This window comes from Priestia sp. 53B2 (assembly GCF_056099005.1).
Window position 1 is genome coordinate 45255 of the sequence record NZ_JBLZXA010000018.1, and the last position, 20565, is coordinate 65819.

Consider the following 20565-nt stretch of genomic DNA (forward strand, 5'->3'; position numbering starts at 1 on the left):
CTAACCTCTCTTTTATGTTTAATAGGAAAACAACTTGCTGTAAGGCAAAAAGACTTGCTGAGTTGGAGGTGCAACAGCTGACACACGCTGATGTGTAAACGGGTGTATAAAAGAAAGCTTAATGGCATGTAAAGCTTGCTGCTGCTCTTTTAATCTCTTTCCTCCATAAAGAGTATCACCAAGTAATGGATAGCCGATGTGACTCATATGAACACGAATTTGGTGAGTGCGTCCGGTTTCGAGCGAAAGTTCAATAAGCGTTTCGTTTTTTGCTGTATTGCGTTTTAACACCCGATAACGTGTTTTGGCAGCTTGTCCCGTTCTAGATACTCTTCTTCTTGTAGCGTGATGACGATCGCGTCCAATGGGTTCATTGATGATGCCGTCCTCTTTTTTTATGATTCCTTGGACGAGGGCAATATAAGTCCGATTAATTTTACGTTCAGCCAGCAGCTGATCAAACACAGAGCTTGCTACAAAATGCTTCGTGAATAAGATAGCACCTGATGTATCGCTGTCCAAACGGTGAACGTGTCTAGGCTTTGTTTTGAGGCCTATTTTTTGAAAATAAGCAGCTACAGCATTTAAAAGAGTTTTTTGGTCTTGCTCTGATGAAGGATGAGTATCTAGGTTTATTGGTTTGTTTACGATTAGTACGTGCTCATCTTCAAACAAAATCTCTATATCAACATTGTAAGGTGTTATTTCATTAGGCTCTGCTTCAAAAAAAGGAAGTGAAACTCTATCATTTTCCTTAAGAGTGTTTCTCCATGGAAAAGGCTCACCGTTTATAAGGACATTTTTATTCATCCGAAACTGATGCAACGTTTTTTTAGGAATACGCCATTTCGTTTTTAAATAATCTTCAATTGTTTGCCCTGCATCATTTTTTGCGATTTTATTTTCTAGCCATTGGCTGTGTATACTCATATTTAATCCCTTCCTTACATACTAGTAAATATCCTTTAATCTTTTAAAAGAACTTGTAAATAATTAGGAGGAAATAACTACCTGAAGTTCTCGTTTTATGTTTATGTTATGCTAAATAAAGAGACATAAGTTAAGAGAAAAAAGGGGGGGTAACCATGAAAATTGCCCAAGCAGCTCCACCAGAAATGGAGAATTACATAGAAGAGTTGACTGAACAGCTTTGCTATGACTTGTTACCTCGGTATGTATCTGTAGATAAGCTTAATCCTGATGAATTATTAAATCCAGATTATTGTACAGACCATTTATATAATGGCTTACTCGATGAAGCATTGCAAGTCATTAGTAGCCTTCAGACAATAATTGCCGTGATTGAAGCGATTCAACATCGGCCGATTGAAGAAAGCGACTGCGAGCAATTCGAAAAAAATATTGCAATTTTAAAAAAATACGGGTTCTTATTTCCTATTTCCATTGAGTGTTTTGCAAAAGAAAACAATTTGATTACGTATTCGTATGAATCGTTTTATAATTCATACATAAATTAAAGAAAGAGGCTGGGACAAAAGCATTTTAGACGAAGTGAAGAACGAACCATTGATCGAGATTTTTGATTAGTGGTTCGTTTTTTTGTTATGGTAAACGTAGGTTTCTTGAGGGGAGGTCTTTCTAGCAGTTGATTGGAGGGCAAGGCGGAGACTCCTGCGGGAAAAGCAGAACAGATGAGACCACACAGGAGCGTATGCGACGAGGAGGCTCAGCGCCCGCCCGCGGAAAGCGAAGTCTTGCACGGAAATCAACTGTGGTGTCATAAGCGGTTCAGCTTATGTATACTAGTTGTTCGTCTTTCCATTGGATTCATTTAGTTGTGTCTCAACTTCTTTCTTTTTATTGGCATATTTCAGATTTCAATTGAACATTCAAAAAGAGCTTGTGATATGGTCAAACTTGTATAAATCCATCACAAAAAACAAATAGGAGCGAAAACATGACAAAAGCAAAATTATGTTTTATCGGTGCAGGCTTTCACGCATCAACGAACATTTATCCGTCCGTTATTGAAGCGGGAGCAGAAATTAAAGCAATTTCCACACGCAGTATGGAAAGATCAAAAGCTGCTCTTCAGCGATTTGGGAGCAGCGGTACGCCATACGATGATTATAAGAAAATGCTGAAGCAGGAAAAGTGCGACGGAGTAGTAGTTGTGGCACAGCCTGAAGATCATCCTGCTTTGGTGCTTGATTGCATTCGAGCGGAAAAAAATGTTTATGTGGACAAGCCTTTGGGGATGAATGAAAGAGAAGCAAAAGAGATTTCAGATGCTGCTAGGGAAGCTGGCGTAAAAGTAATGGTAGGTTTTATGAAGCGCTATGCACCTTGCTATATAAAACTAAAAGAGCTAATTGAAGAAGGAAACCTTGGAAACGTCCGTTCATTTCAAGCGAGGTTTGCTGTAGACAGTACCCCTTTTTGTAAAGATGAAGAGCAGTTTATGAAGCTTGCTGCCATACATATTGTTGATCTTGTCCGTCACTTGTTCGGCGAAGTCGTTCACGTGACAGGGTTCAGAAATAATCATGGTGAGTATATTTCAAATAGTATTTCGCTGAAGTTTGAAAATGGCACGGTAGGAAGCCTGTATTTTACTGGCATGACAGCGTGGTCTCGCGAAAGCGAAAACTTAGTAGTGACATTTGACAATGGCTTTGCTCTTGCTGATGAAGTAAACGCATTGACTATTCACGAATCTCAGACTTTTGATGATTTACCATGGAAGTCATTAAAAGAAAACGACCGTGTGTTTACACCTTCTGCTTCTCCAATGTCAGGAGCATATCGAGATCTTTACCTTCGTGGATTTGTTGGAGAGATGGCTCATTTCATTGAGTGTTGTACAAGTGATAAAGAACTTCTTTCCAGTGGAAGTGACAATGTAAAAACGATGAGATTATGTGATCGAATACTGTCATCTTTAATGTAAAGAAAGCTTTAAAGAAAAGAATGTACTATGAATAACTTTCTGTAAATTATGTATATCATACTAAATAATGTTATGATTAGACAGGTCGTATAAACGAAATTGTTTACCTTTCATAAGATTACAGAACGTTTCAATCTTATTACATATGTTTAAAATTAGCCTAAATGGTTTCTTTTTACGCCTATATCATATACAATGCCCCCTAGATGATTTTTTCGAATAGCTAATAATCGTTTGGGATTATGAAAGGAGATTAATCATGAAAAAACTGATGTATACATTGCTCATTGGGGTAATTGCTGCAGCTTTAACAGCATGCGGTTCAAACGATGATGCAAAGCAATCAAAAAGTGATGATCAGAAAACTGCACAAACTGAGAAGCAAAAAGAGGCTCAGGAAAAGCAGGAAAAGCAAGCAAAAGAAATGCAGAAGAAATTAGATAAACAAAAAGTAGATGAGAAGAAAACTGTAGCAGTTGTAAACGGTAAAAAAGTTTCTGGTGAAGAATATAATGCAGCCCTGGCTACATCACAAAATCAGTACCAACAAATGGGACAAGACCCAACATCTAAAGAAGCAGCTAAACAAGTAAAGCAGCAAACAATTGACAATTTAGTAGGTCAAACGCTGCTATTGCAAGAAGCTGAAAACAAAGGCTATAAAGCAACTGATGAAGAAGTAAATAAAAAGTTAAAAGAAACGAAAAAGCAGTTCAAAACAGATAAACAGTTTAAAGCGGCTTTAAAAGATGCAGGACTAACTCAATCACAATTAAAGTCTGAGCTGGCTGACAGCATTAAATATCAGCAGTACGTAGATAAAGACATCCAAACACCAGAAGTAACAGATAAAGAAATTCAAGATTATTACGATCAATTTGCAAAACAAAGTCAAAGTCAAGCAAGCGGCGGTAAAGAACAATCTCAAATGCCAAAGCTTGAAGACGTAAAGCCACAAATTAAGCAGCAGCTTGAACAACAAAAGAAACAAGAAGCATTGGAGAAAAAAGTTGAAGAACTTAAGAAAAATGCAAAAGTTGAAGTGAAGCTTTAAATACAAACGAAACGGCCCTTTAAAGGGCCGTTTTTTTGTTATGTATATTTTTTGCTTCTTGTCAGTAAAAAGGGGTGCGTGAAAGATTTTATTGTATTTTGACTTATAAGGTAAAAAGTGTTCTGATGGTTTGCCTTTCATCCTATACTTTTCTTATATAGATATAAGAGAAATTGGGGGAGTCGATAAATGAAAAAGGTGGCTGTTTTTTTTGTTGGACTTGTTTTTTTACTCGCGGGGATGGGTCTGACAGGCAATGCGTCTGCGGCGTCAAATCAACTTATTATTATTAACAAATCTACTAACACCCTTGCTTTTTATGATGGAGGAAAATTAGTAAGGACGTTCAAAGTTGCGACAGGGAGGCAGATGAGTTATACACCAGAGGGTACCTTTAGCATTGTGAATAAAATTAAAAACCGGCCTTATTATAAAGACAACATTCGGGGAGGAGATCCTAGGAATCCGCTAGGTGATCGCTGGCTAGGATTAAATGCGCGCGGAACATATGGAACGACGTATGCTATTCATGGAAATAATAATCCAAGTTCTATCGGGACTTACGCAAGTTCAGGGTGCATTCGTATGTATGATGAAGAGATACGCTGGCTGTTTGACCGCGTTCAAACCGGTACAAAAGTGGTTATTGGTCAATTTCATTCTCAAAGTTTTGATTCAATCGCTGTTAAAAACAAATACAAAGTAAGCAGTGCTTCAGTCGCCCAGAATCTTTGTAAAACGAAAAAGCTCTCAAAAGGCCAAATTGGTTTTGTAACGATTCAATCACCGATGGTTTTGTTAAAAGAGGAAAAAGGAAAATGGGTAAAGATTCGTACGTTAAATCGCGGTGAACGATATAATGTATATAAAATAAATGGCATTAAAGTCTCTTTAGGACCAGGATTTATTGAAAATTATCCTAATAAAAAAACATCCATAAAATTAGATATTTGCAAATAGAAAATGAGGCTGGGACAAAAGTATTTTAGCCTAAGTGAGAAACGAACCATTGATCAAAATGTTTGATTCGTGGTTCGTTTTTTTATTATGGTGAAAGTAGGTTTCATCTATTTCGTTCCTTCTAGCAGTTGATGGGAGGGCAAGGCGAAGACTCCTGCGGAAAGCGAAGTCTTGCACGGAAATCAACAGCGGTGTCACAAGCTATTCATACGAGCTAATGTATCCATTTGTTCGTCTTTAGATTGGATTTACTTCGTTATGTCTCAACCTCATTTTTTGAATTTTTAATAATGTTTATTATAATAAAAAACAGGGAAACTAATTGCCTAATGAAGAGAGAGAAAGGGTTGTTTTAGCGTATGTCTACAATAGATTTATCAAAATTCGAGAAAAAAATGATTATTCGTAACATCAAACCGGACGATATAGATGAAATTTTAGCACTTCAAAAGCTATCATTCCCGGGAATGGATCCGTGGAAAAAAGAACAGCTTGAAAGTCACCTGGCCATTTTTCCAGAAGGACAAATATGTGCAGAGTACGACGGGGAAATTATCGGATCTTGTTCAAGCTTGATTGTGAACTTTGATGAGTACGATGATCAGCATACGTGGGACGATATTACAGACGAAGGATACATTACAAATCATAACCCGGAAGGCTACAATCTTTATGGGATTGAAGTAATGGTTCATCCAAAGTATCGCGGCATGAAAATAGGACGCCGCTTATATGAAGCGCGTAAAGATTTAGCACGTGAATTGAACCTGAAAAGTATCATCATCGGAGGAAGAATTCCGAATTACCATAAGCATTCAGCTGAAATGTCGCCTAGAGAATATGTAGAGCAAGTTATTCATCATAAAATTTATGATCCAGTGCTATCTTTTCAGCTAATGAACGGATTTACGCTTATGCGTATAAACCCTGGTTATCTTCCTGATGATCTAGCTTCTAATAAGTATGCAACGCTGATGGAATGGAACAACGTAGATTACGTTCGCCGTTCAAAACGCCATTTTAAAACGTCATTTCCAGTGCGTATTTGTGTTGTTCAGTATATGATGAAACAGATCAATTCATTTGAAGAGTTTGCAACACAGGTAGAATATTATACAGATGTTGCTTATGATGCAAAAGCCGACTTCTGCGTATTCCCGGAAATTTTCACAACTCAGCTAATGTCTTTCTTGAATGAAAAGATCCCAAGCAAAGCGGTTCAGCGCGTAGCAGAATATACGGAAGAGTACATTGAGCTATTCACTAACTTAGCGGTTAAATATAACGTAAATATTATTGGAGGATCCCACTTCGTCGAAGAAGATAATGGAGATATTTTTAATATTGCCTATTTATTCCGCCGAGATGGAACAATTGAAAAGCAGTATAAAGTGCATATTACACCTAATGAAAGAAAATGGTGGGGAATTAGCCCAGGAGACAAAGTTGAAGTGTTTGATACAGATTGCGGTAAAATTGCGATCCAAATTTGCTATGACATCGAATTTCCGGAGCTTGCCCGTATTGCTACCGATAAAGGTGCAAATATTATTTTTACACCGTTCTGCACGGAAGACCGTCAAGGTTATCTGCGCGTAAGATACTGCTCTCAGGCGCGCGCAATCGAAAACCAAATTTATACGGTTATCGCAGGTACAGTTGGAAACCTGCCTGAAACAGAAAACATGGACATTCAGTACGCTCAGTCTGCTATTTTTGCACCTTCTGACTTTGAATTTGCACGAGACGGCATTGTAGGAGAATGTAATCCTAATATTGAAATGGTAGTTATTGGAGACGTAGATTTAGAAATTCTTCGCCGCCAGCGTCAATCAGGAACGGTTCGTCAATTAAAAGACCGACGCCACGACGTTTACAATATTAAATATAAAAAATAACGCAGTTTCTAAAAACATCATGCAAATGCATGGTGTTTTTTATTTCAACTTTTGCCATAATAAAAACTATTACAATGAATTTTGTGGACTAACCATGGAAAAGAGGGGAAAACATGAGTTTTCATGGACAATCGGTATTACCCGCTGTTCGAGATATGAAGCAATTGGAAAAATTTTTAGCAAGTAATTATGAGTACGGAGTTCTTTTAGACAATCAAGTAGGCATGCTAAAAGGAATCATGAGAGAGGTCCATAAGCATGAAAAGAAGCTAATCATTCATTTAGACTTAATTCATGGCTTAAAGCACGATGAGTATGCGGTTGATTTTTTGTGTCAGGAGTTTAAGCCTGCGGGGATTATTTCGACAAGAACAAACGTCATTTTAAAGGCTAAACAAAGAGGGATTTATGCCATTCAACGGGTCTTTTTATTAGACAGTACGGCTTTGAGAAAAAGCTACGAGTTAATGAAGAAAGTAAAACCCGATTATATTGAGCTTCTTCCTGGAATTGTGCCCAACTTAATCCAAGAAGTCAAAACCGAAACGGGCATTCCAGTGTTAGCTGGAGGTTTAATACGAACGGAAGAAGAAGTTCGTAATGCTTTAGAAGCCGGGGCTTCTGCTGTTACAACATCAAATAGAGAACTGTGGAGTATTTTAACTTAAAAAAACTGTTTGACAACGCTTTCACCATCTAGTAAACTTCTAGATAAGTTAATAGATGTGAGGGAGAATAGGAGATCCACGATATAGCCTTTTAATGATTTTATTAGGGGGATGTATGGTGGATTTTCTTATTTTCTTGTAAAGTTAATCGTTTTCATACAAAGGGGAGGTTATTTATATGCAAGCATTCTTAGGAGAAATAATTGGAACAATGATTTTAATTATCCTTGGCGCTGGTGTATGTGCGGGCGTCAATTTAAAAAAATCGTTTGCTGCTAATTCAGGATGGATCGTTATCACAATGGGATGGGGAATGGCAGTAGCCATGGCAGCATATGCGGTTGGTAATATGAGTGGGGCACACTTAAACCCAGCGTTAACCGTAGCGCTTGCTATTACAGGGGATTTTCCATGGTCACAAGTACCGATGTACATCTTAGCTCAGTTTATTGGAGCCATTCTTGGTGCAACAGTTGTTTATTTACACTACCTTCCACACTGGAAAGAAACAAAAGATGCTGGTACAAAATTAGGCGTATTCGCAACGGGACCAGCAATTGCTAACCCATTTGCAAACGTTTTAAGTGAGGCAATTGGAACGTTTGTATTAGTTGTAGGAATCTTAGCAATCGGAGCAAATAAATTTACAGATGGATTAAATCCTTTAGTAGTAGGATTTTTAATTGTAAGTATTGGTTTATCATTAGGAGGGACAACAGGCTATGCCATCAACCCTGCTCGTGATTTAGGACCTCGTATTGCTCATGCTATCCTGCCGATACCGGGCAAAGGCGGTTCAAACTGGAAATACGCCTGGGTACCAGTAGTGGGACCTTTATTAGGCGGATCAATTGGCGCAGTATTTTATCAAGCGGCATTCTTAAATAAAATGTCTAGCAGCTTATGGATTGTCTTAAGCATTGCGGTGATTGTTTTAGCTGTTGTGTACACTATTTCAAAGCAAAAAGCAGCGCACTTGCAGTCAGCTGTAGTGCCGAAAAAGTGAATGCGCTTTACCATCAAACTATGTACAATAAAGAAACAACATTATATAGAGAATAGGGGATATTGATATGGAAAAATTTATTTTATCTTTAGACCAAGGAACAACAAGCTCACGAGCGATGTTATTTAATAAAAAAGGTGAAGTGGTACACGTAGCACAAAAAGAATTCACACAATATTTTCCAAAACCAGGCTGGGTAGAGCACAATGCTAACGAAATTTGGGGTTCTATCCTTGCAGTTATCGCATCTTGTTTGTCTGAGTCAGGCATTCATGCAGATCAAATCGAAGGAATTGGAATTACCAATCAGCGTGAAACAGCAGTGGTATGGGAAAAAGCAACAGGAAATCCGGTATACAACGCTATCGTATGGCAATCCCGTCAAACATCTGGTATTTGTGAAGAGTTAAAAGCAAAAGGATTAAACGATACGTTCCGTGAAAAAACTGGATTATTAATTGATGCATACTTCTCTGGAACAAAAGTAAAGTGGATTTTAGACAACGTAGAAGGTGCACGTGAAAAAGCAGAAAACGGTGAATTGTTATTCGGAACAATTGATACATGGTTAATTTGGAAGCTATCAGGCGGAAAGGCGCATGTAACGGATTACTCAAACGCATCCCGCACGCTTATGTTCAATATCTACGATTTAAAATGGGATGATGAACTGCTAGATATCTTAGGGGTACCGAAATCAATGCTTCCAGAAGTAAAGCCTTCTTCTGAAGTATACGCTCATACAGTAGATTATCATTTCTTTGGTAAAAACATTCCAATTTCTGGAGCAGCAGGGGATCAGCAAGCCGCTTTATTTGGACAAGCTTGCTATGAAAAAGGAATGGCGAAAAATACCTATGGAACAGGTTGCTTTATGCTCATGAATACGGGTGAAAAAGCAGTTAAGTCCGATCACGGCTTGTTAACTACATTAGCATGGGGGATTAACGGCAAGGTAGAATATGCGCTTGAAGGCAGTATTTTTGTAGCTGGATCTGCTATTCAATGGCTTCGTGACGGTTTAAGAATGTTTAAGGATGCGGCTGAAACTGAAAACTATGCAAGTCGTGTAGACTCTACAGAAGGCGTATATATTGTTCCAGCTTTCGTAGGGCTTGGAACGCCGTATTGGGACAGCGACGTGCGAGGAGCAATGTTTGGATTGACACGCGGTACAAAAAAAGAACACTTTATCCGTGCAACGCTTGAATCACTAGCCTATCAAACAAGAGATGTATTAAGTGCAATGGAAGCGGACTCCGGTATTACATTAAAAACGCTTCGTGTAGACGGTGGGGCAGTGAAAAACAACTTCTTAATGCAGTTCCAAAGCGACGTCCTAGACGTTCCGGTTGAGCGTCCGCGCGTGAATGAAACAACAGCGCTTGGGGCAGCATATTTAGCGGGGCTTGCGGTTGGCTACTGGAAAGATTGCGATGAAATTGCGCAGCAGTGGAATATGGAAAAATCTTTTGAACCGAATATGGAAGAAGAAAAGCGTGAAGAGCTATATAGTGGCTGGAAGAAAGCAGTACACGCAACAATGGCGTTCAAATAAGTATTTGATGAAAACCCTTTAATTAAATCTTCATATGTGCTATAATATAATCAAGTTAATAAATTGGTTGGAGAATCGGAGAGACCACAGATCCATATGTAGACATACTATATATGTGATTTGTGGTCTCTCTTTTTTTATATTGGAAAATTTTGATATCTTTGAAAGATGAAAGGGGAATGGCGTATGTTTTCAAGTCAAACACGTTCAAATAAATTGGTAGACATGACACAAAATCAATATGATTTACTAGTAATTGGTGGGGGAATTACTGGGTCAGGTATTGCACTTGATGCTACTCATCGAGGCATGAAAACAGCATTGGTTGAAATGCAGGATTTTGCAGCAGGGACATCTAGCCGTTCAACGAAGCTTGTTCACGGCGGTTTACGCTATTTAAAACAGTTTGAGGTTAAAATGGTAGCAGAAGTCGGTAAAGAACGCGCTATTGTGTACGAAAATGGTCCGCATGTAACGACTCCGGAATGGATGCTGTTACCTTTCCATACGGGTGGAACATTCGGGAAATTCTCAACTTCAATTGGACTGCGCGTATATGATTTTTTAGCTGGTGTAAAACGCTCAGAGCGCCGCAAGATGTTTAGCACAGAAGAAACGCTTAGCCGCGAGCCATTGGTAAAATCTAAAGATTTAAAAGGCGGCGGTTACTACGTTGAATATAAAACAGATGATGCACGTTTAACGATTGAAGTAGCTAAAGAAGCTGCCGCAAGAGGAGCAGATTTGGTTAATTACACAAAAGTAGAAAACTTCATTTACGATAAAGGTAAAGTAGTAGGAGTAGTTGTGCGTGATCAGCTTGAGAATAAAGAATATAATATCTATGCAAAAAAAATCGTAAATGCTGCAGGTCCGTGGGTAGATACGCTTCGTGAAAAAGATAATTCAAAAAAAGGCAAGCAGCTTCAATTAACAAAAGGAATTCACTTAGTTATTGATCAAGAGCGCTTTCCGTTAAAACAAGCCATTTATTTTGATACACCTGATGGACGTATGGTATTTGCGATTCCGCGTGATGGAAAAACATACGTGGGCACAACAGACACGGTCTATAAAGAAGACGCTAGACATCCGCGTATGACTGTAAAAGACCGTCAATATGTAATTGATGCGATTAACTACATGTTCCCCACGGTTGATATTACGGTAGACGATGTAGAGTCGAGCTGGGCGGGTGTTCGTCCACTTATTCACGAACAAGGAAAAGATCCTTCTGAAATCTCGCGTAAAGATGAAATCTGGACATCAGAATCAGGTTTAATTACAATCGCTGGAGGGAAATTAACTGGGTACCGTAAAATGGCTGAAATTGTCGTAAATCGCGTAGCTGAAGATTTTAAAGCAGAAGGACGCGAATTTGAAAGCTGTCAAACTAAACATTTACCGATTTCTGGAGGTAATGTAGGAGGTTCAGGTGGGTTCCCAACGTTTGTAGAGCAAAAAGTCAAAGAAGGCATCAAACTAGGGTTATCACGTGACGCTGCTGAAAAGCTTGTAAAACGCTACGGCTCAAACGTAGATAAAGTATACCGCTACATGATTGAACGTCCGGATCAGCTAAAAAACAGCGACCTTCCAGCTAGTGTATTTCTGCAAATTCAATATGGCATAGAAGAAGAAATGGTTTCAAAACCAGTGGACTTCTTTATTCGACGTACGGGTGCTTTATTCTTTGATATCAACTGGGTAAGAAGCTGGAAAAAACAAGTGATTGCTCATATGGCCGAAGAGTTAAAGTGGACGCCTGAGCAAACAAAAGCTTATACAGATGAATTAGAACAGCATCTTCATGACGCAGTTGTACCGGTAGATGAAAAAGTTAACCGTATGACAGGTATTTCATGATAAAATAAAAAAGTACCTCAAAATTTGTCAATACAGCCATAATATAATAGCAGGAAGTCAAATTTTGACGAAGAAATATAATATGACTGTTAAAAAAAGAGAAAGACGATTACTCGTTTTTCTCTTTTCATACATATTTACATTTATATAAGGGGGCTTTTTTTATGAGTTGGAAAGAAACATATACATCTTGGATTAATCATCCAAATTTAGATCCTGAATTACGTCAAAATTTAGACGTAATCAAAGGTGATGAAAAACAATTAGAAGATAGTTTTTACAAAACATTGGAATTTGGAACAGGCGGAATGCGTGGGGAAATTGGAGCGGGTACAAACCGTATGAATACGTATACAATCCGAAAAGCTTCCGAAGGCTTTGCTGAGTACATTAAACAAGCTGGCGAAGAAGCGATCAAGCAAGGCGTAGTCATTGCGTATGATTCTCGCCACAAATCGCCTGAATTTGCGATGGAAGCAGCAAAAACATTAGCAAGTCACGGAATTAAAACGTATGTATTTGAAGAGCTAAGACCAACACCTGAACTTTCATTTGCAGTGCGTGAGTTAAACGCATTTGGAGGTATTGTTATTACAGCGAGCCACAATCCTCCTGAATATAACGGATACAAAGTATATGGTCCAGACGGTGGTCAGCTGCCGCCAAAAGAAGCCGATGAACTAGTTGGCTTTGTAAATGCTGTGGAAAATGAACTTACATTAGCTGTTCAATCTGAAGCGGAGCTAAAAGAAAAAGGTCTTATTGAAATGATTGGTTCAGCGATTGACGAAGCATACAATGAGAAACTAAAAACGATTTTAATTAATCCAGAGCTAGCTTCTGAAACAGGTAAAGACTTAAAAGTGGTTTTTACACCTCTACATGGTACAGCTAATAAGCCAGTTCGCAACGCGCTTCAATCCATCGGTTACGAAAATGTCACGGTTATTGAAGAACAAGAACTTCCTGATCCAAATTTCTCGACGGTTAAATCTCCGAATCCTGAAGAGCCGGCTGCATTTGAATATGCTGTTCGTAAAGGAAAAGAAATTGATGCAGATATCTTAATCGCAACGGATCCAGATGCAGACCGTTTGGGGATTGCTGTAAAAGATCCAAGCGGCGAATATGCGTTATTAACAGGAAACCAAACGGGTGCTTTATTGCTTCACTATTTGCTTTCTCAAAAGAAAGAAAAAGGCGTGCTGCCTGCTAATGGCGTTGTGTTAAAAACGATTGTAACGTCAGAAATCGGCGCACAAATTGCTCGTTCATTTGGACTGCAAGTTGTTGACACTCTAACAGGTTTTAAATTTATCGGTGAAAAAATTAAGCAATATGAGCAAACGGGCGAGTATACATTCCAATTCGGTTATGAAGAAAGCTACGGCTATTTAATTGGTGACTTTGCTCGTGACAAAGACGCTGTACAAGCAGCCATTCTAGCAGTAGAAGCTTGTGCTTATTATAAAAAGCAGGGCATGACGCTATATGAAGCGCTTCAGCAAGTGTTTACTAAATATGGTTTCTATCGTGAAGGTCTGAAATCTTTAACGCTTAAAGGAAAAGAAGGATCTGAGCAAATTCAGCATATTTTGGCTACATTTAGAAATGAACCTCCTACTGACATTGCAGGATTAAATGTTTCGGTTGTAGAGGATTATACATTAAGTGAGCGTCAGCATATTAAAGCAGGAAAAGTAGAAGAAATTACATTACCAAAATCAAATGTATTAAAATATATCTTGGAAGACGGTTCTTGGTTCTGCCTTCGTCCGTCTGGTACAGAGCCAAAGGTGAAGTTCTATTTTGGCGTCGTGTCAGAAGATGAAGCAACGAGCATTGCCCATTTAGAAGCTGTACAAACAGCTGTAATGGGTGAAGTAGAACGTGTATTAGATAAAGTGAAAACGGTATAAAAGTAAAGCCTGCTCAAACTTGAGCAGGCTTCTTTTATGATACTTTATTTGATTGCGTATTTGACAAATATGAAGAAGATCGTAGAGCTTTATAAATTCTCGGAGCAAGCATAGCCCCAAGAACAGTAAAAATAAGATCCTTTACCGCAAACCACGACATAATCTTCCAGGCGGCTGCATATGTCATTGCAGGAGCTTCAAGCCAGTAATTAACCGCTACATACATATACGTAGTACCAATTAAATAAATAACTGCAATACCAACTAGCGATGAAATTAAAAAGATAGAAAAAGTTGGCTTGCCGCGCATTTCCATAATTTTTCCTGTGATAAATGCAGCTACAATATAAGAAAGCAAAAAGCCGCCGGTGCTTCCAAATAAAATACCAATTCCTGCTTTAAATTGAGCAAATACCGGAGCGCCGGCAATGCCAATTAATACGTATACAATCATCGAAATAGAACCCATTCGGCTCCCAAGTAAAAGTCCTGCTAATATAACAAAAAAAGGCTGAAGTGAAAGAGGCACGCCGCCTACTTGTAAAAAAGGTGCCCAAGAAGTAATGTTTGCACCAATAGCCATAAGAGCTGCAAACATACCAGCTAGCGTTAAATCTAATGTGCGAAACCTTTTAGTACTCATATATGTTCCTCCCAGTATGTACTGAAATATCTTAGCGTATGTACTGAAGATTGTACGTCGAATTCACTTTTATGTCAACGATAAAAATAAATATGTTTACATATATTATATAATGTTTTTTGAAATAAAGTATGTATATTTTTAGTGCAACATAAAAAAATAAAGAAGGGAATTCATCCCTTCTTTGTCCAAGTGTGTGTATCAAAAATACTAGTACAATGATTCTTCCAGAAGCTCCGGGTTGTGCTCCGAATATTCCGTTGCATGATCAATGTAGCGTAGTAAAGAATAGAGCTCTTCTTGAATGATGCGGTAGTTTCGTTCAAAATTGTAGGCGTGCAAAAAATGTTCAATCTTTTTTGAAAGAAAATCGTCGTCTGTTCGAACCATTAAAATTAATAAGTTATCCCATTGTGAACGGTGTGTGTAATATAAAGCTCGATCATAATCAATTACATCCATTAATAACGTTCCTCCTTTTGAGGAGTTGAAATTAGTGTATGATATTTGCGGGAATTCTTACGCTGTAAATGTTGGGCAAAAGACCAGTGCATAATTAAAAGAGGTTGTAGTCATTATGCAAGAAGAATAAACGTACAGCACGGATAAATGATAAGAAAGGCAAAGAATGATGCAGCGTAACAGTTATATTACATCCATTATTTAAGACAACTAAATAAAAATCCCCTTTTCTTGAAAAAATGAAGCTTCTTTTTGATGAAAACACATGAATTGACATGTTTGTACATAGATTGAAGTAAGGAGTGAAAGGGGGAGCTGTCGTGAAAGAAGCAGATTATAAGCAATTATACCGTGCGATTGATGAAATTACGGAAATAGCTAGCGGTTTCGGCTTAGATTTTTATCCGATGCGCTATGAAATTTGCCCGGCAGATATTATTTATACGTTTGGTGCATATGGGATGCCAACTCGTTTTTCACATTGGAGCTTTGGAAAACAATTTTACAAAATGAAATTACACTACGATCTTGGATTGAGTAAAATTTATGAATTAGTTATCAATTCAGATCCTTGTTATGCATTTTTGTTGGATTCCAATGCGCTTATTCAGAATAAATTAATTGTAGCTCACGTGTTAGCCCACTGTGACTTCTTTAAAAATAACAGCCGTTTTGCCAACACTAAACGGGATATGGTAGAAAGTATGGCAGCGACCGCTGATCGAATTAAAGAATACGAAGTAAAGCACGGTAAGCGTGAAGTAGAAAAGTTTTTGGATGCTGTCCTATCGATTCAGGAACATATTGATCCGTCTCTTATGCGTGCCAAGCTTTCTTGGAGCATAGATGATGTAGAATCATCGGAAGAAGAAATCATTTCTCCTTACGATGATTTATGGAATTTGGATTATAAAGAAAAGAAAAAACCAAAACCTCCAAAGTCTTTTAAAAAATTTCCGCCTCAGCCTGAAAAAGACATCTTATTATTTATCGAAGAATACAGTCCTTATTTAGAGGATTGGCAGCGGGATATTTTAACGATGATGCGAGAAGAAATGCTTTATTTCTGGCCGCAGCTTGAAACAAAAATTATGAATGAAGGCTGGGCTTCTTTCTGGCATCAGCGCATTATTCGAGAAATGGACTTAACGAGTGATGAAGCGATAGAATTCGCCAAGCTAAATGCAGGGGTTGTGCAGCCGTCTAAGACGGGAATCAATCCATATTATTTAGGTTTAAAAATCTTTGAAGACATTGAAGAACGCTACAATAATCCAACAGAAGATATGATTCGCCGGGGCGTGGAGCCGGGGTCAGGAAGAGAGAAGATGTTTGAGGTACGTGAGGTTGAATCAGATATTTCCTTCATCCGTAATTACTTAACAAAAGATTTAGTTATGCGTGAGGATATGTACTTATTCCAAAAGCAAGGAAAAGATTATAAAATCATCGACAAAGAGTGGACAGAAGTTAGAGATCAGCTTGTTAATATGCGCGTAAACGGCGGATTTCCTTACATCACAGTAACCAATGGAGACTATTTAAAAAATGGGGAGCTCTATTTAAAACACTGGTATGAAGGAATTGAATTAGATGTCAAATACTTAGAAAAAGTGGTACCGTACGTTCATCAGCTTTGGGGCCGCCCCGTTCATTTAGAAACGGTAATGGAAGGCAAGCCAATCGCCTTTACGTATGATGGAAAAACAGTGCATAGAAAACATTTGTAAAAAAGAAGACCGCTTAAACAGCGGTCTTTTTGGGCTTCTGTAACTTATCCATATAAATTGAAAAAATAAAATAACTATGCAATAATCGAATGAGAATCACTTTCATTTAGAAAGGAAGATAAGATGTTTGTTGTAAACGCAAGTTTTGAAACAGAAAAGAAATTTGAAGAACAGCTCAAGCAAAAAGCTAAGAAAAACAAAACAGAAATTGAGGCAGCCAAAGGAAATTTATCGTTCGAATGCTGGAAAAAAGATTCCGCAGATAAAGTTGAATATGTCTTTGTATCCAAGTGGGAAGATAAGCAGTTCTTTCAAGCGTGGATCTCAAGAGAAGAACATGTGAAGGCACATAAAGAAGCGAATACAAAGAAAACGAAAGCATTTTCTGAAGCTATGGAAATCAAGAAAACGCTGCGTTTTTATGAGGCGGTAGAAGAGGACATTCTTTGCTAAAAAAGCATGCTTGACTTTCATAAATGTTGTAACTATAATGATTACAACAAAATAGGAGTGAGAGCAATGAAAATTAGCAGTCGATTCACCGTGGCCGTTCACATACTATCTTTAATTAAAGTAGATAGCAGTCATCCTAGTACTTCAGAGTGGATTGCTAGCAGTGTAAATACAAATCCTGTTGTTATAAGACGAGTAATTGGGATGTTAAAGAAAGCTGGACTCGTGGGTGTAAAAGCCGGAGCTGGCGGAGCTTATCTATTGAAAGATTTAGAAGAGATAACGTTGTTAGACGTTTATCGAGCGGTGGCGGCAGTGGAAGAAGGAGAATTGTTTCAAATGCATGAAAATCCGAATGTGGAGTGTCCTGTAGGAGCCAATATTCAAAGTGTCCTTGAATTGATTTTAAAACGTTCTCAAGATGCCATGGAACAAGTCTTAGCTGATGTGACCATGAAAGAATTAGTGACGGATTTAATAGCAAAAATAGATGCATAATAACATGCTTCTGTTCGTAAAAAAACGGAGAAACCTAGGTTTCTCCGTTTTTTTATAGCTTCACAATTGTTCGTCCTCGAGCTTGTCCTTTTAATAAAGTCGGAAGTACCTCAGGGAGCTGTTGTAGTGAAATTTCCTGCTGAATGAAAGGTTCAAAGCTTTCAGGCTTAAAGTCATTAGCGAGTCTATTCCAAATCTCTTTTCGAGTAGACATTGGACAGTAAACAGAATCAATACCTAATAAATTAATCCCTCTTAAAATGAAGGGAAAGACGGTTGTTGGCACTTTGCCTCCAGCTGTTAGCCCGCTGACAGCTACAGAGCCTCCGTACTGAATTTGACTGAGAACAGAAGCTAGAGGTTCTCCGCCCACGGGATCCACCGCAGCGGTCCATTTTTGCTTGCCTAATGCTTTTAATTTGCCGTTATAAACGTCTTCACGCGCTACAATAGAGGTAGCGCCAAGCTCTTTCAAATAAGCTGCTTCCGAGCTTTTTCCCGTACTTGCTTCCACTGTGTAGCCTAATTTTGAAAGAATGGCAACTGCAAAGCTTCCTACACCTCCCGTAGCGCCTGTTACAAGCACAGAGCCATTAGATGGACTAGTATGGTTTTCCTCTAAGCGATGCACAGATAAAGCAGCTGTAAAGCCAGCTGTTCCGATAATCATTGCTTCTTTTAACGTTAAATTTTCAGGAAGAGGGACAATCCATTCGCTGCGTATGCGCGCATACTCACTATAGCCTCCAAAGTGTGATACGCCAATGTCATAGCTTGTTGCGATGACACGATCACCTTCTTTAAAATCAGGGCTGTCAGAAGATACAACGACTCCTGCTAGGTCGATTCCTGGGACAAATGGATAGCTTGTCACAATATTGCCGTTTGCGATGCTGGCTAAGCTATCTTTATAATTCACCCCTGAATAATGAACGCGAATAAGTACATCGCCTTCTGGCAAATCGTTTAGCGTCAGTTCTTGGACGGACGCCTGCACTTGGTCTTCACTTTTTTTATCTACTATTAATGCTGAAAATGATTGCTCCATTTTATTGCTCCTTTCTATACTGAGATGTATATATCTATACATTACCTTATTTCTATACCCATTATAGAAAATAGTAAAAGAAGTTCCTAATACTTTGATTACGAAAGGGGTTATTTCATTATAAAATAGCGGTATAGCTATTAGTTAGCAATACATAGAAAAGAGGAGAAGAGAAATGAGTACAAACATATATTTTAACCATGATGCAGGTATTGATGATTTAGTATCCCTTTTTTTACTGCTGCAAATGGATGATGTAAAGGTAACGGGGGTATCTGTTATTCCTGCTGACGGATACTTAGAACCAGGTATCAGCGCAAGCCAAAAAATTATTGATCGTTTTGGAAGTTATGATATCGAGGTAGCCAAATCTACTTCACGCGGTATGAACCCATTTCCAAAAGAATGGCGCATGCATACGTTTTATGTGGATGCGCTGCCGATTTTAAATGAAAAAGGGAAAGTGCAAACAAAAATAAGTCAGCTGGCTGCTCACGATCATTTAATTGAAACATTGCAGCACACAGACGGAACAACGACTTTATTATTTACAGGACCGTTAACTGATTTAGCAAGAGCACTTGAAAAAGCGCCGGAAATAGAAGAGAAAATTGATAAGTTAGTGTGGATGGGCGGTACATTTCAAGAAGTAGGAAATGTGCAGGAGCCTGAACATGATGGAACGGCGGAGTGGAATGCTTTTTGGGATCCAGAAGCAGTAGCAAAAGTATGGGAAAGCAAAATTAAAATTGAGATGGTTGCTTTAGAAAGCACGAATCAAGTTCCCTTAACGCCCGCTATTCGTCAAATGTGGGCTTCACTTCGAAGATATGAAGGAGTAGACTTTGTAGGGCAGTGCTACGCGGCCTGCCCGCCGCTTGTGCACGTTGAAACCAATTCAACATATTACTTGTGGGATGTACTCACAACAGCATTTACAGGGAATTCAACACTTGTGAAGGTCAAAACCGTTTCGAGTATTGTGCATACAGAAACACCGAGCCAAGGAAGAACAGAAATTTCTGAAGAGGGACGACCTGTAGAAGTCGTATATGATGTCACAGCTGAAGCATTCTTTACGTACATTACAGATTTAATGAAAAAAGCAGTAGCCAAATAAAGAAAAAGGTTGCACATGAAAGTGTGCAACCTTTTTAATGAATCATATTCAAGAATTGACGTGTCCGCTCTTGTTGAGGATTTGAAAATATTTGATCCGGTGTACCTCTTTCCATAATGACACCTTGATCCATAAAAATAACTTCATCTGCTACTTCACGGGCAAAGCGCATTTCGTGAGTTACCACCACCATCGTCATTCCTTCTTTTGCCAAGTCTTTCATCGCTTGAAGAACGTCTCCTACAAGCTCAGGATCTAGAGCTGAAGTAGGCTCATCAAACAGCATAACTTTTGGGTCCATCGCCATTGCTCTGGCGATGCCAACACGCTGTTGTTGTCCGCCAGACAGCTGGAAAGGATAAAAGTCAAGCTTATCTCCTAAGCCAACTCGTGTTAATAATTCTTTCCCTCTTTTTTCTGCTTCTTGAGTAGAAACGCCTTTTACAATTACAGGACCTTCCATAACATTTTCAAGCGCACTTTTATGAGGAAACAAGTTATAGTTTTGAAAGACCATACCTGTTAGGCTTCGAAATGAAGTAATATCTTTTTTACGAACAGGTTTGGTGAAATTCATGCTTTTTTTATCAAGTTCAATCGTGCCGTCTGTTGGGATTTCTAAAAGATTTAAGCAACGTAAAAAAGTAGTTTTACCGGATCCAGAAGGACCAATTAATACAATTACCTTGCCCTGTTCAACTTCTAAATCAATCCCTTTTAATACTTGCAAATCACCGAATGATTTATGCAAATTTTTGATATTAATCATAT

Annotated in this window: 20 protein-coding genes; 15 read left to right on the plus strand and 5 right to left on the minus strand. The window is 38.5% G+C overall.

From position 1 onward, the window contains the following. Positions 1-18 precede the first annotated feature (18 nt). Positions 19-930 carry an RluA family pseudouridine synthase gene (locus ACN6NE_RS13655; protein WP_474325620.1) on the minus strand — a complete coding sequence of 304 codons (912 nt, stop codon included), beginning with the start codon at positions 928-930 and terminating at the stop codon, positions 19-21. A gap of 155 nt (positions 931-1085) precedes the next feature. Between ACN6NE_RS13655 and ACN6NE_RS13660 the strand changes: the two genes are divergently transcribed. The 11 genes from ACN6NE_RS13660 (at position 1086) to ACN6NE_RS13710 (ending at position 13840) form a co-directional block, all read left to right on the plus strand. Further along, on the plus strand, positions 1086-1478 hold the full coding sequence (locus ACN6NE_RS13660) for a DUF5365 family protein (protein ID WP_474325622.1): 393 nt from the start codon (positions 1086-1088) through the stop codon (positions 1476-1478). 128 nt (positions 1479-1606) lie between these two features. Then, the gene (locus tag ACN6NE_RS13665) at positions 1607-1744 is read left to right on the plus strand and encodes a hypothetical protein (RefSeq protein WP_165351679.1); all 138 of its coding nucleotides are present in this window, start codon (positions 1607-1609) and stop codon (positions 1742-1744) included. Between the two features lie 174 nt (positions 1745-1918). Beyond that, positions 1919-2911 carry a Gfo/Idh/MocA family protein gene (locus tag ACN6NE_RS13670; RefSeq protein WP_129706046.1) on the plus strand — a complete coding sequence of 331 codons (993 nt, stop codon included), beginning with the start codon at positions 1919-1921 and terminating at the stop codon, positions 2909-2911. 259 nt (positions 2912-3170) lie between these two features. Beyond that, positions 3171-3965 (plus strand): SurA N-terminal domain-containing protein, encoded by a 795-nt coding sequence (locus ACN6NE_RS13675; protein WP_192997913.1) that lies wholly within the window; start codon positions 3171-3173, stop codon positions 3963-3965. A gap of 189 nt (positions 3966-4154) precedes the next feature. Next, on the plus strand, positions 4155-4925 hold the full coding sequence (locus ACN6NE_RS13680; protein ID WP_129706051.1) for a L,D-transpeptidase: 771 nt from the start codon (positions 4155-4157) through the stop codon (positions 4923-4925). Between the two features lie 359 nt (positions 4926-5284). Beyond that, a complete protein-coding gene (locus ACN6NE_RS13685; protein ID WP_013055260.1) occupies positions 5285-6823 on the plus strand; it encodes a carbon-nitrogen hydrolase family protein in 1539 nt (512 codons plus the stop codon). Between the two features lie 113 nt (positions 6824-6936). Further along, entirely contained in the window at positions 6937-7491 is a 555-nt protein-coding gene (locus tag ACN6NE_RS13690) for a glycerol-3-phosphate responsive antiterminator (protein WP_129706053.1), read from the plus strand. A gap of 178 nt (positions 7492-7669) precedes the next feature. Next, a complete protein-coding gene (locus ACN6NE_RS13695; RefSeq protein ID WP_129706055.1) occupies positions 7670-8497 on the plus strand; it encodes an MIP/aquaporin family protein in 828 nt (275 codons plus the stop codon). Between the two features lie 67 nt (positions 8498-8564). Further along, positions 8565-10055 carry a glycerol kinase GlpK gene (glpK, locus tag ACN6NE_RS13700; RefSeq protein ID WP_474325626.1) on the plus strand — a complete coding sequence of 497 codons (1491 nt, stop codon included), beginning with the start codon at positions 8565-8567 and terminating at the stop codon, positions 10053-10055. A gap of 186 nt (positions 10056-10241) precedes the next feature. After that, positions 10242-11921: a glycerol-3-phosphate dehydrogenase/oxidase gene (locus ACN6NE_RS13705; RefSeq protein WP_474325630.1), complete on the plus strand. Its 1680-nt coding sequence runs from the start codon at positions 10242-10244 to the stop codon at positions 11919-11921. Between the two features lie 164 nt (positions 11922-12085). Then, positions 12086-13840 carry a phospho-sugar mutase gene (locus ACN6NE_RS13710; RefSeq protein ID WP_129706061.1) on the plus strand — a complete coding sequence of 585 codons (1755 nt, stop codon included), beginning with the start codon at positions 12086-12088 and terminating at the stop codon, positions 13838-13840. 34 nt (positions 13841-13874) lie between these two features. Here the strand turns inward: ACN6NE_RS13710 and ACN6NE_RS13715 are convergent, their stop codons facing one another. Then, a complete protein-coding gene (locus ACN6NE_RS13715) occupies positions 13875-14483 on the minus strand; it encodes a biotin transporter BioY (protein ID WP_013055266.1) in 609 nt (202 codons plus the stop codon). A gap of 210 nt (positions 14484-14693) precedes the next feature. Next, the gene (locus tag ACN6NE_RS13720; protein ID WP_013055267.1) at positions 14694-14945 is read right to left on the minus strand and encodes a YhdB family protein; all 252 of its coding nucleotides are present in this window, start codon (positions 14943-14945) and stop codon (positions 14694-14696) included. A gap of 320 nt (positions 14946-15265) precedes the next feature. Between ACN6NE_RS13720 and ACN6NE_RS13725 the strand changes: the two genes are divergently transcribed. From ACN6NE_RS13725 to ACN6NE_RS13735, 3 genes are all read left to right on the plus strand, one after another. Next, positions 15266-16675 carry a SpoVR family protein gene (locus ACN6NE_RS13725; protein WP_129706063.1) on the plus strand — a complete coding sequence of 470 codons (1410 nt, stop codon included), beginning with the start codon at positions 15266-15268 and terminating at the stop codon, positions 16673-16675. Positions 16676-16798: 123 nt separating this feature from the next. After that, complete coding sequence (locus tag ACN6NE_RS13730; protein WP_474325632.1) at positions 16799-17128, plus strand: antibiotic biosynthesis monooxygenase family protein; 330 nt, start codon at positions 16799-16801, stop codon at positions 17126-17128. A 66-nt stretch (positions 17129-17194) separates the two neighbouring features. Then, positions 17195-17626, plus strand: a complete 432-nt coding sequence (locus tag ACN6NE_RS13735; RefSeq protein ID WP_013081642.1) for an Rrf2 family transcriptional regulator — start codon at positions 17195-17197, stop codon at positions 17624-17626. A 52-nt stretch (positions 17627-17678) separates the two neighbouring features. On the opposite strand, the gene ACN6NE_RS13740 is transcribed toward ACN6NE_RS13735, so the two are convergent. Further along, positions 17679-18674 carry an NADPH:quinone oxidoreductase family protein gene (locus tag ACN6NE_RS13740; RefSeq protein WP_474325635.1) on the minus strand — a complete coding sequence of 332 codons (996 nt, stop codon included), beginning with the start codon at positions 18672-18674 and terminating at the stop codon, positions 17679-17681. Between the two features lie 175 nt (positions 18675-18849). Between ACN6NE_RS13740 and ACN6NE_RS13745 the strand changes: the two genes are divergently transcribed. Beyond that, positions 18850-19794: a nucleoside hydrolase gene (locus ACN6NE_RS13745; protein WP_129706069.1), complete on the plus strand. Its 945-nt coding sequence runs from the start codon at positions 18850-18852 to the stop codon at positions 19792-19794. Between the two features lie 34 nt (positions 19795-19828). Here the strand turns inward: ACN6NE_RS13745 and ACN6NE_RS13750 are convergent, their stop codons facing one another. Then, a complete protein-coding gene (locus tag ACN6NE_RS13750; protein ID WP_013081645.1) occupies positions 19829-20563 on the minus strand; it encodes an amino acid ABC transporter ATP-binding protein in 735 nt (244 codons plus the stop codon). Positions 20564-20565 lie beyond the last annotated feature (2 nt).

Coding starts and splice junctions, on each gene's coding strand:
- ACN6NE_RS13685 (WP_013055260.1), top strand. CDS start 5,285: ATGTCTACAATAGATTTATCAAAATTCGAGAAAAAAATGATTATTCGT.
- ACN6NE_RS13705 (WP_474325630.1), top strand. CDS start 10,242: ATGTTTTCAAGTCAAACACGTTCAAATAAATTGGTAGACATGACACAA.
- ACN6NE_RS13740 (WP_474325635.1), bottom strand. CDS start 18,674: ATGGAGCAATCATTTTCAGCATTAATAGTAGATAAAAAAAGTGAAGAC.
- ACN6NE_RS13710 (WP_129706061.1), top strand. CDS start 12,086: ATGAGTTGGAAAGAAACATATACATCTTGGATTAATCATCCAAATTTA.
- ACN6NE_RS13670 (WP_129706046.1), top strand. CDS start 1,919: ATGACAAAAGCAAAATTATGTTTTATCGGTGCAGGCTTTCACGCATCA.
- ACN6NE_RS13660 (WP_474325622.1), top strand. CDS start 1,086: ATGAAAATTGCCCAAGCAGCTCCACCAGAAATGGAGAATTACATAGAA.
- ACN6NE_RS13730 (WP_474325632.1), top strand. CDS start 16,799: ATGTTTGTTGTAAACGCAAGTTTTGAAACAGAAAAGAAATTTGAAGAA.
- ACN6NE_RS13655 (WP_474325620.1), bottom strand. CDS start 930: ATGAGTATACACAGCCAATGGCTAGAAAATAAAATCGCAAAAAATGAT.
- ACN6NE_RS13745 (WP_129706069.1), top strand. CDS start 18,850: ATGAGTACAAACATATATTTTAACCATGATGCAGGTATTGATGATTTA.
- ACN6NE_RS13715 (WP_013055266.1), bottom strand. CDS start 14,483: ATGAGTACTAAAAGGTTTCGCACATTAGATTTAACGCTAGCTGGTATG.
- ACN6NE_RS13695 (WP_129706055.1), top strand. CDS start 7,670: ATGCAAGCATTCTTAGGAGAAATAATTGGAACAATGATTTTAATTATC.
- ACN6NE_RS13675 (WP_192997913.1), top strand. CDS start 3,171: ATGAAAAAACTGATGTATACATTGCTCATTGGGGTAATTGCTGCAGCT.
- ACN6NE_RS13720 (WP_013055267.1), bottom strand. CDS start 14,945: ATGGATGTAATTGATTATGATCGAGCTTTATATTACACACACCGTTCA.
- ACN6NE_RS13690 (WP_129706053.1), top strand. CDS start 6,937: ATGAGTTTTCATGGACAATCGGTATTACCCGCTGTTCGAGATATGAAG.
- ACN6NE_RS13750 (WP_013081645.1), bottom strand. CDS start 20,563: ATGATTAATATCAAAAATTTGCATAAATCATTCGGTGATTTGCAAGTA.
- glpK (WP_474325626.1), top strand. CDS start 8,565: ATGGAAAAATTTATTTTATCTTTAGACCAAGGAACAACAAGCTCACGA.
- ACN6NE_RS13735 (WP_013081642.1), top strand. CDS start 17,195: ATGAAAATTAGCAGTCGATTCACCGTGGCCGTTCACATACTATCTTTA.
- ACN6NE_RS13680 (WP_129706051.1), top strand. CDS start 4,155: ATGAAAAAGGTGGCTGTTTTTTTTGTTGGACTTGTTTTTTTACTCGCG.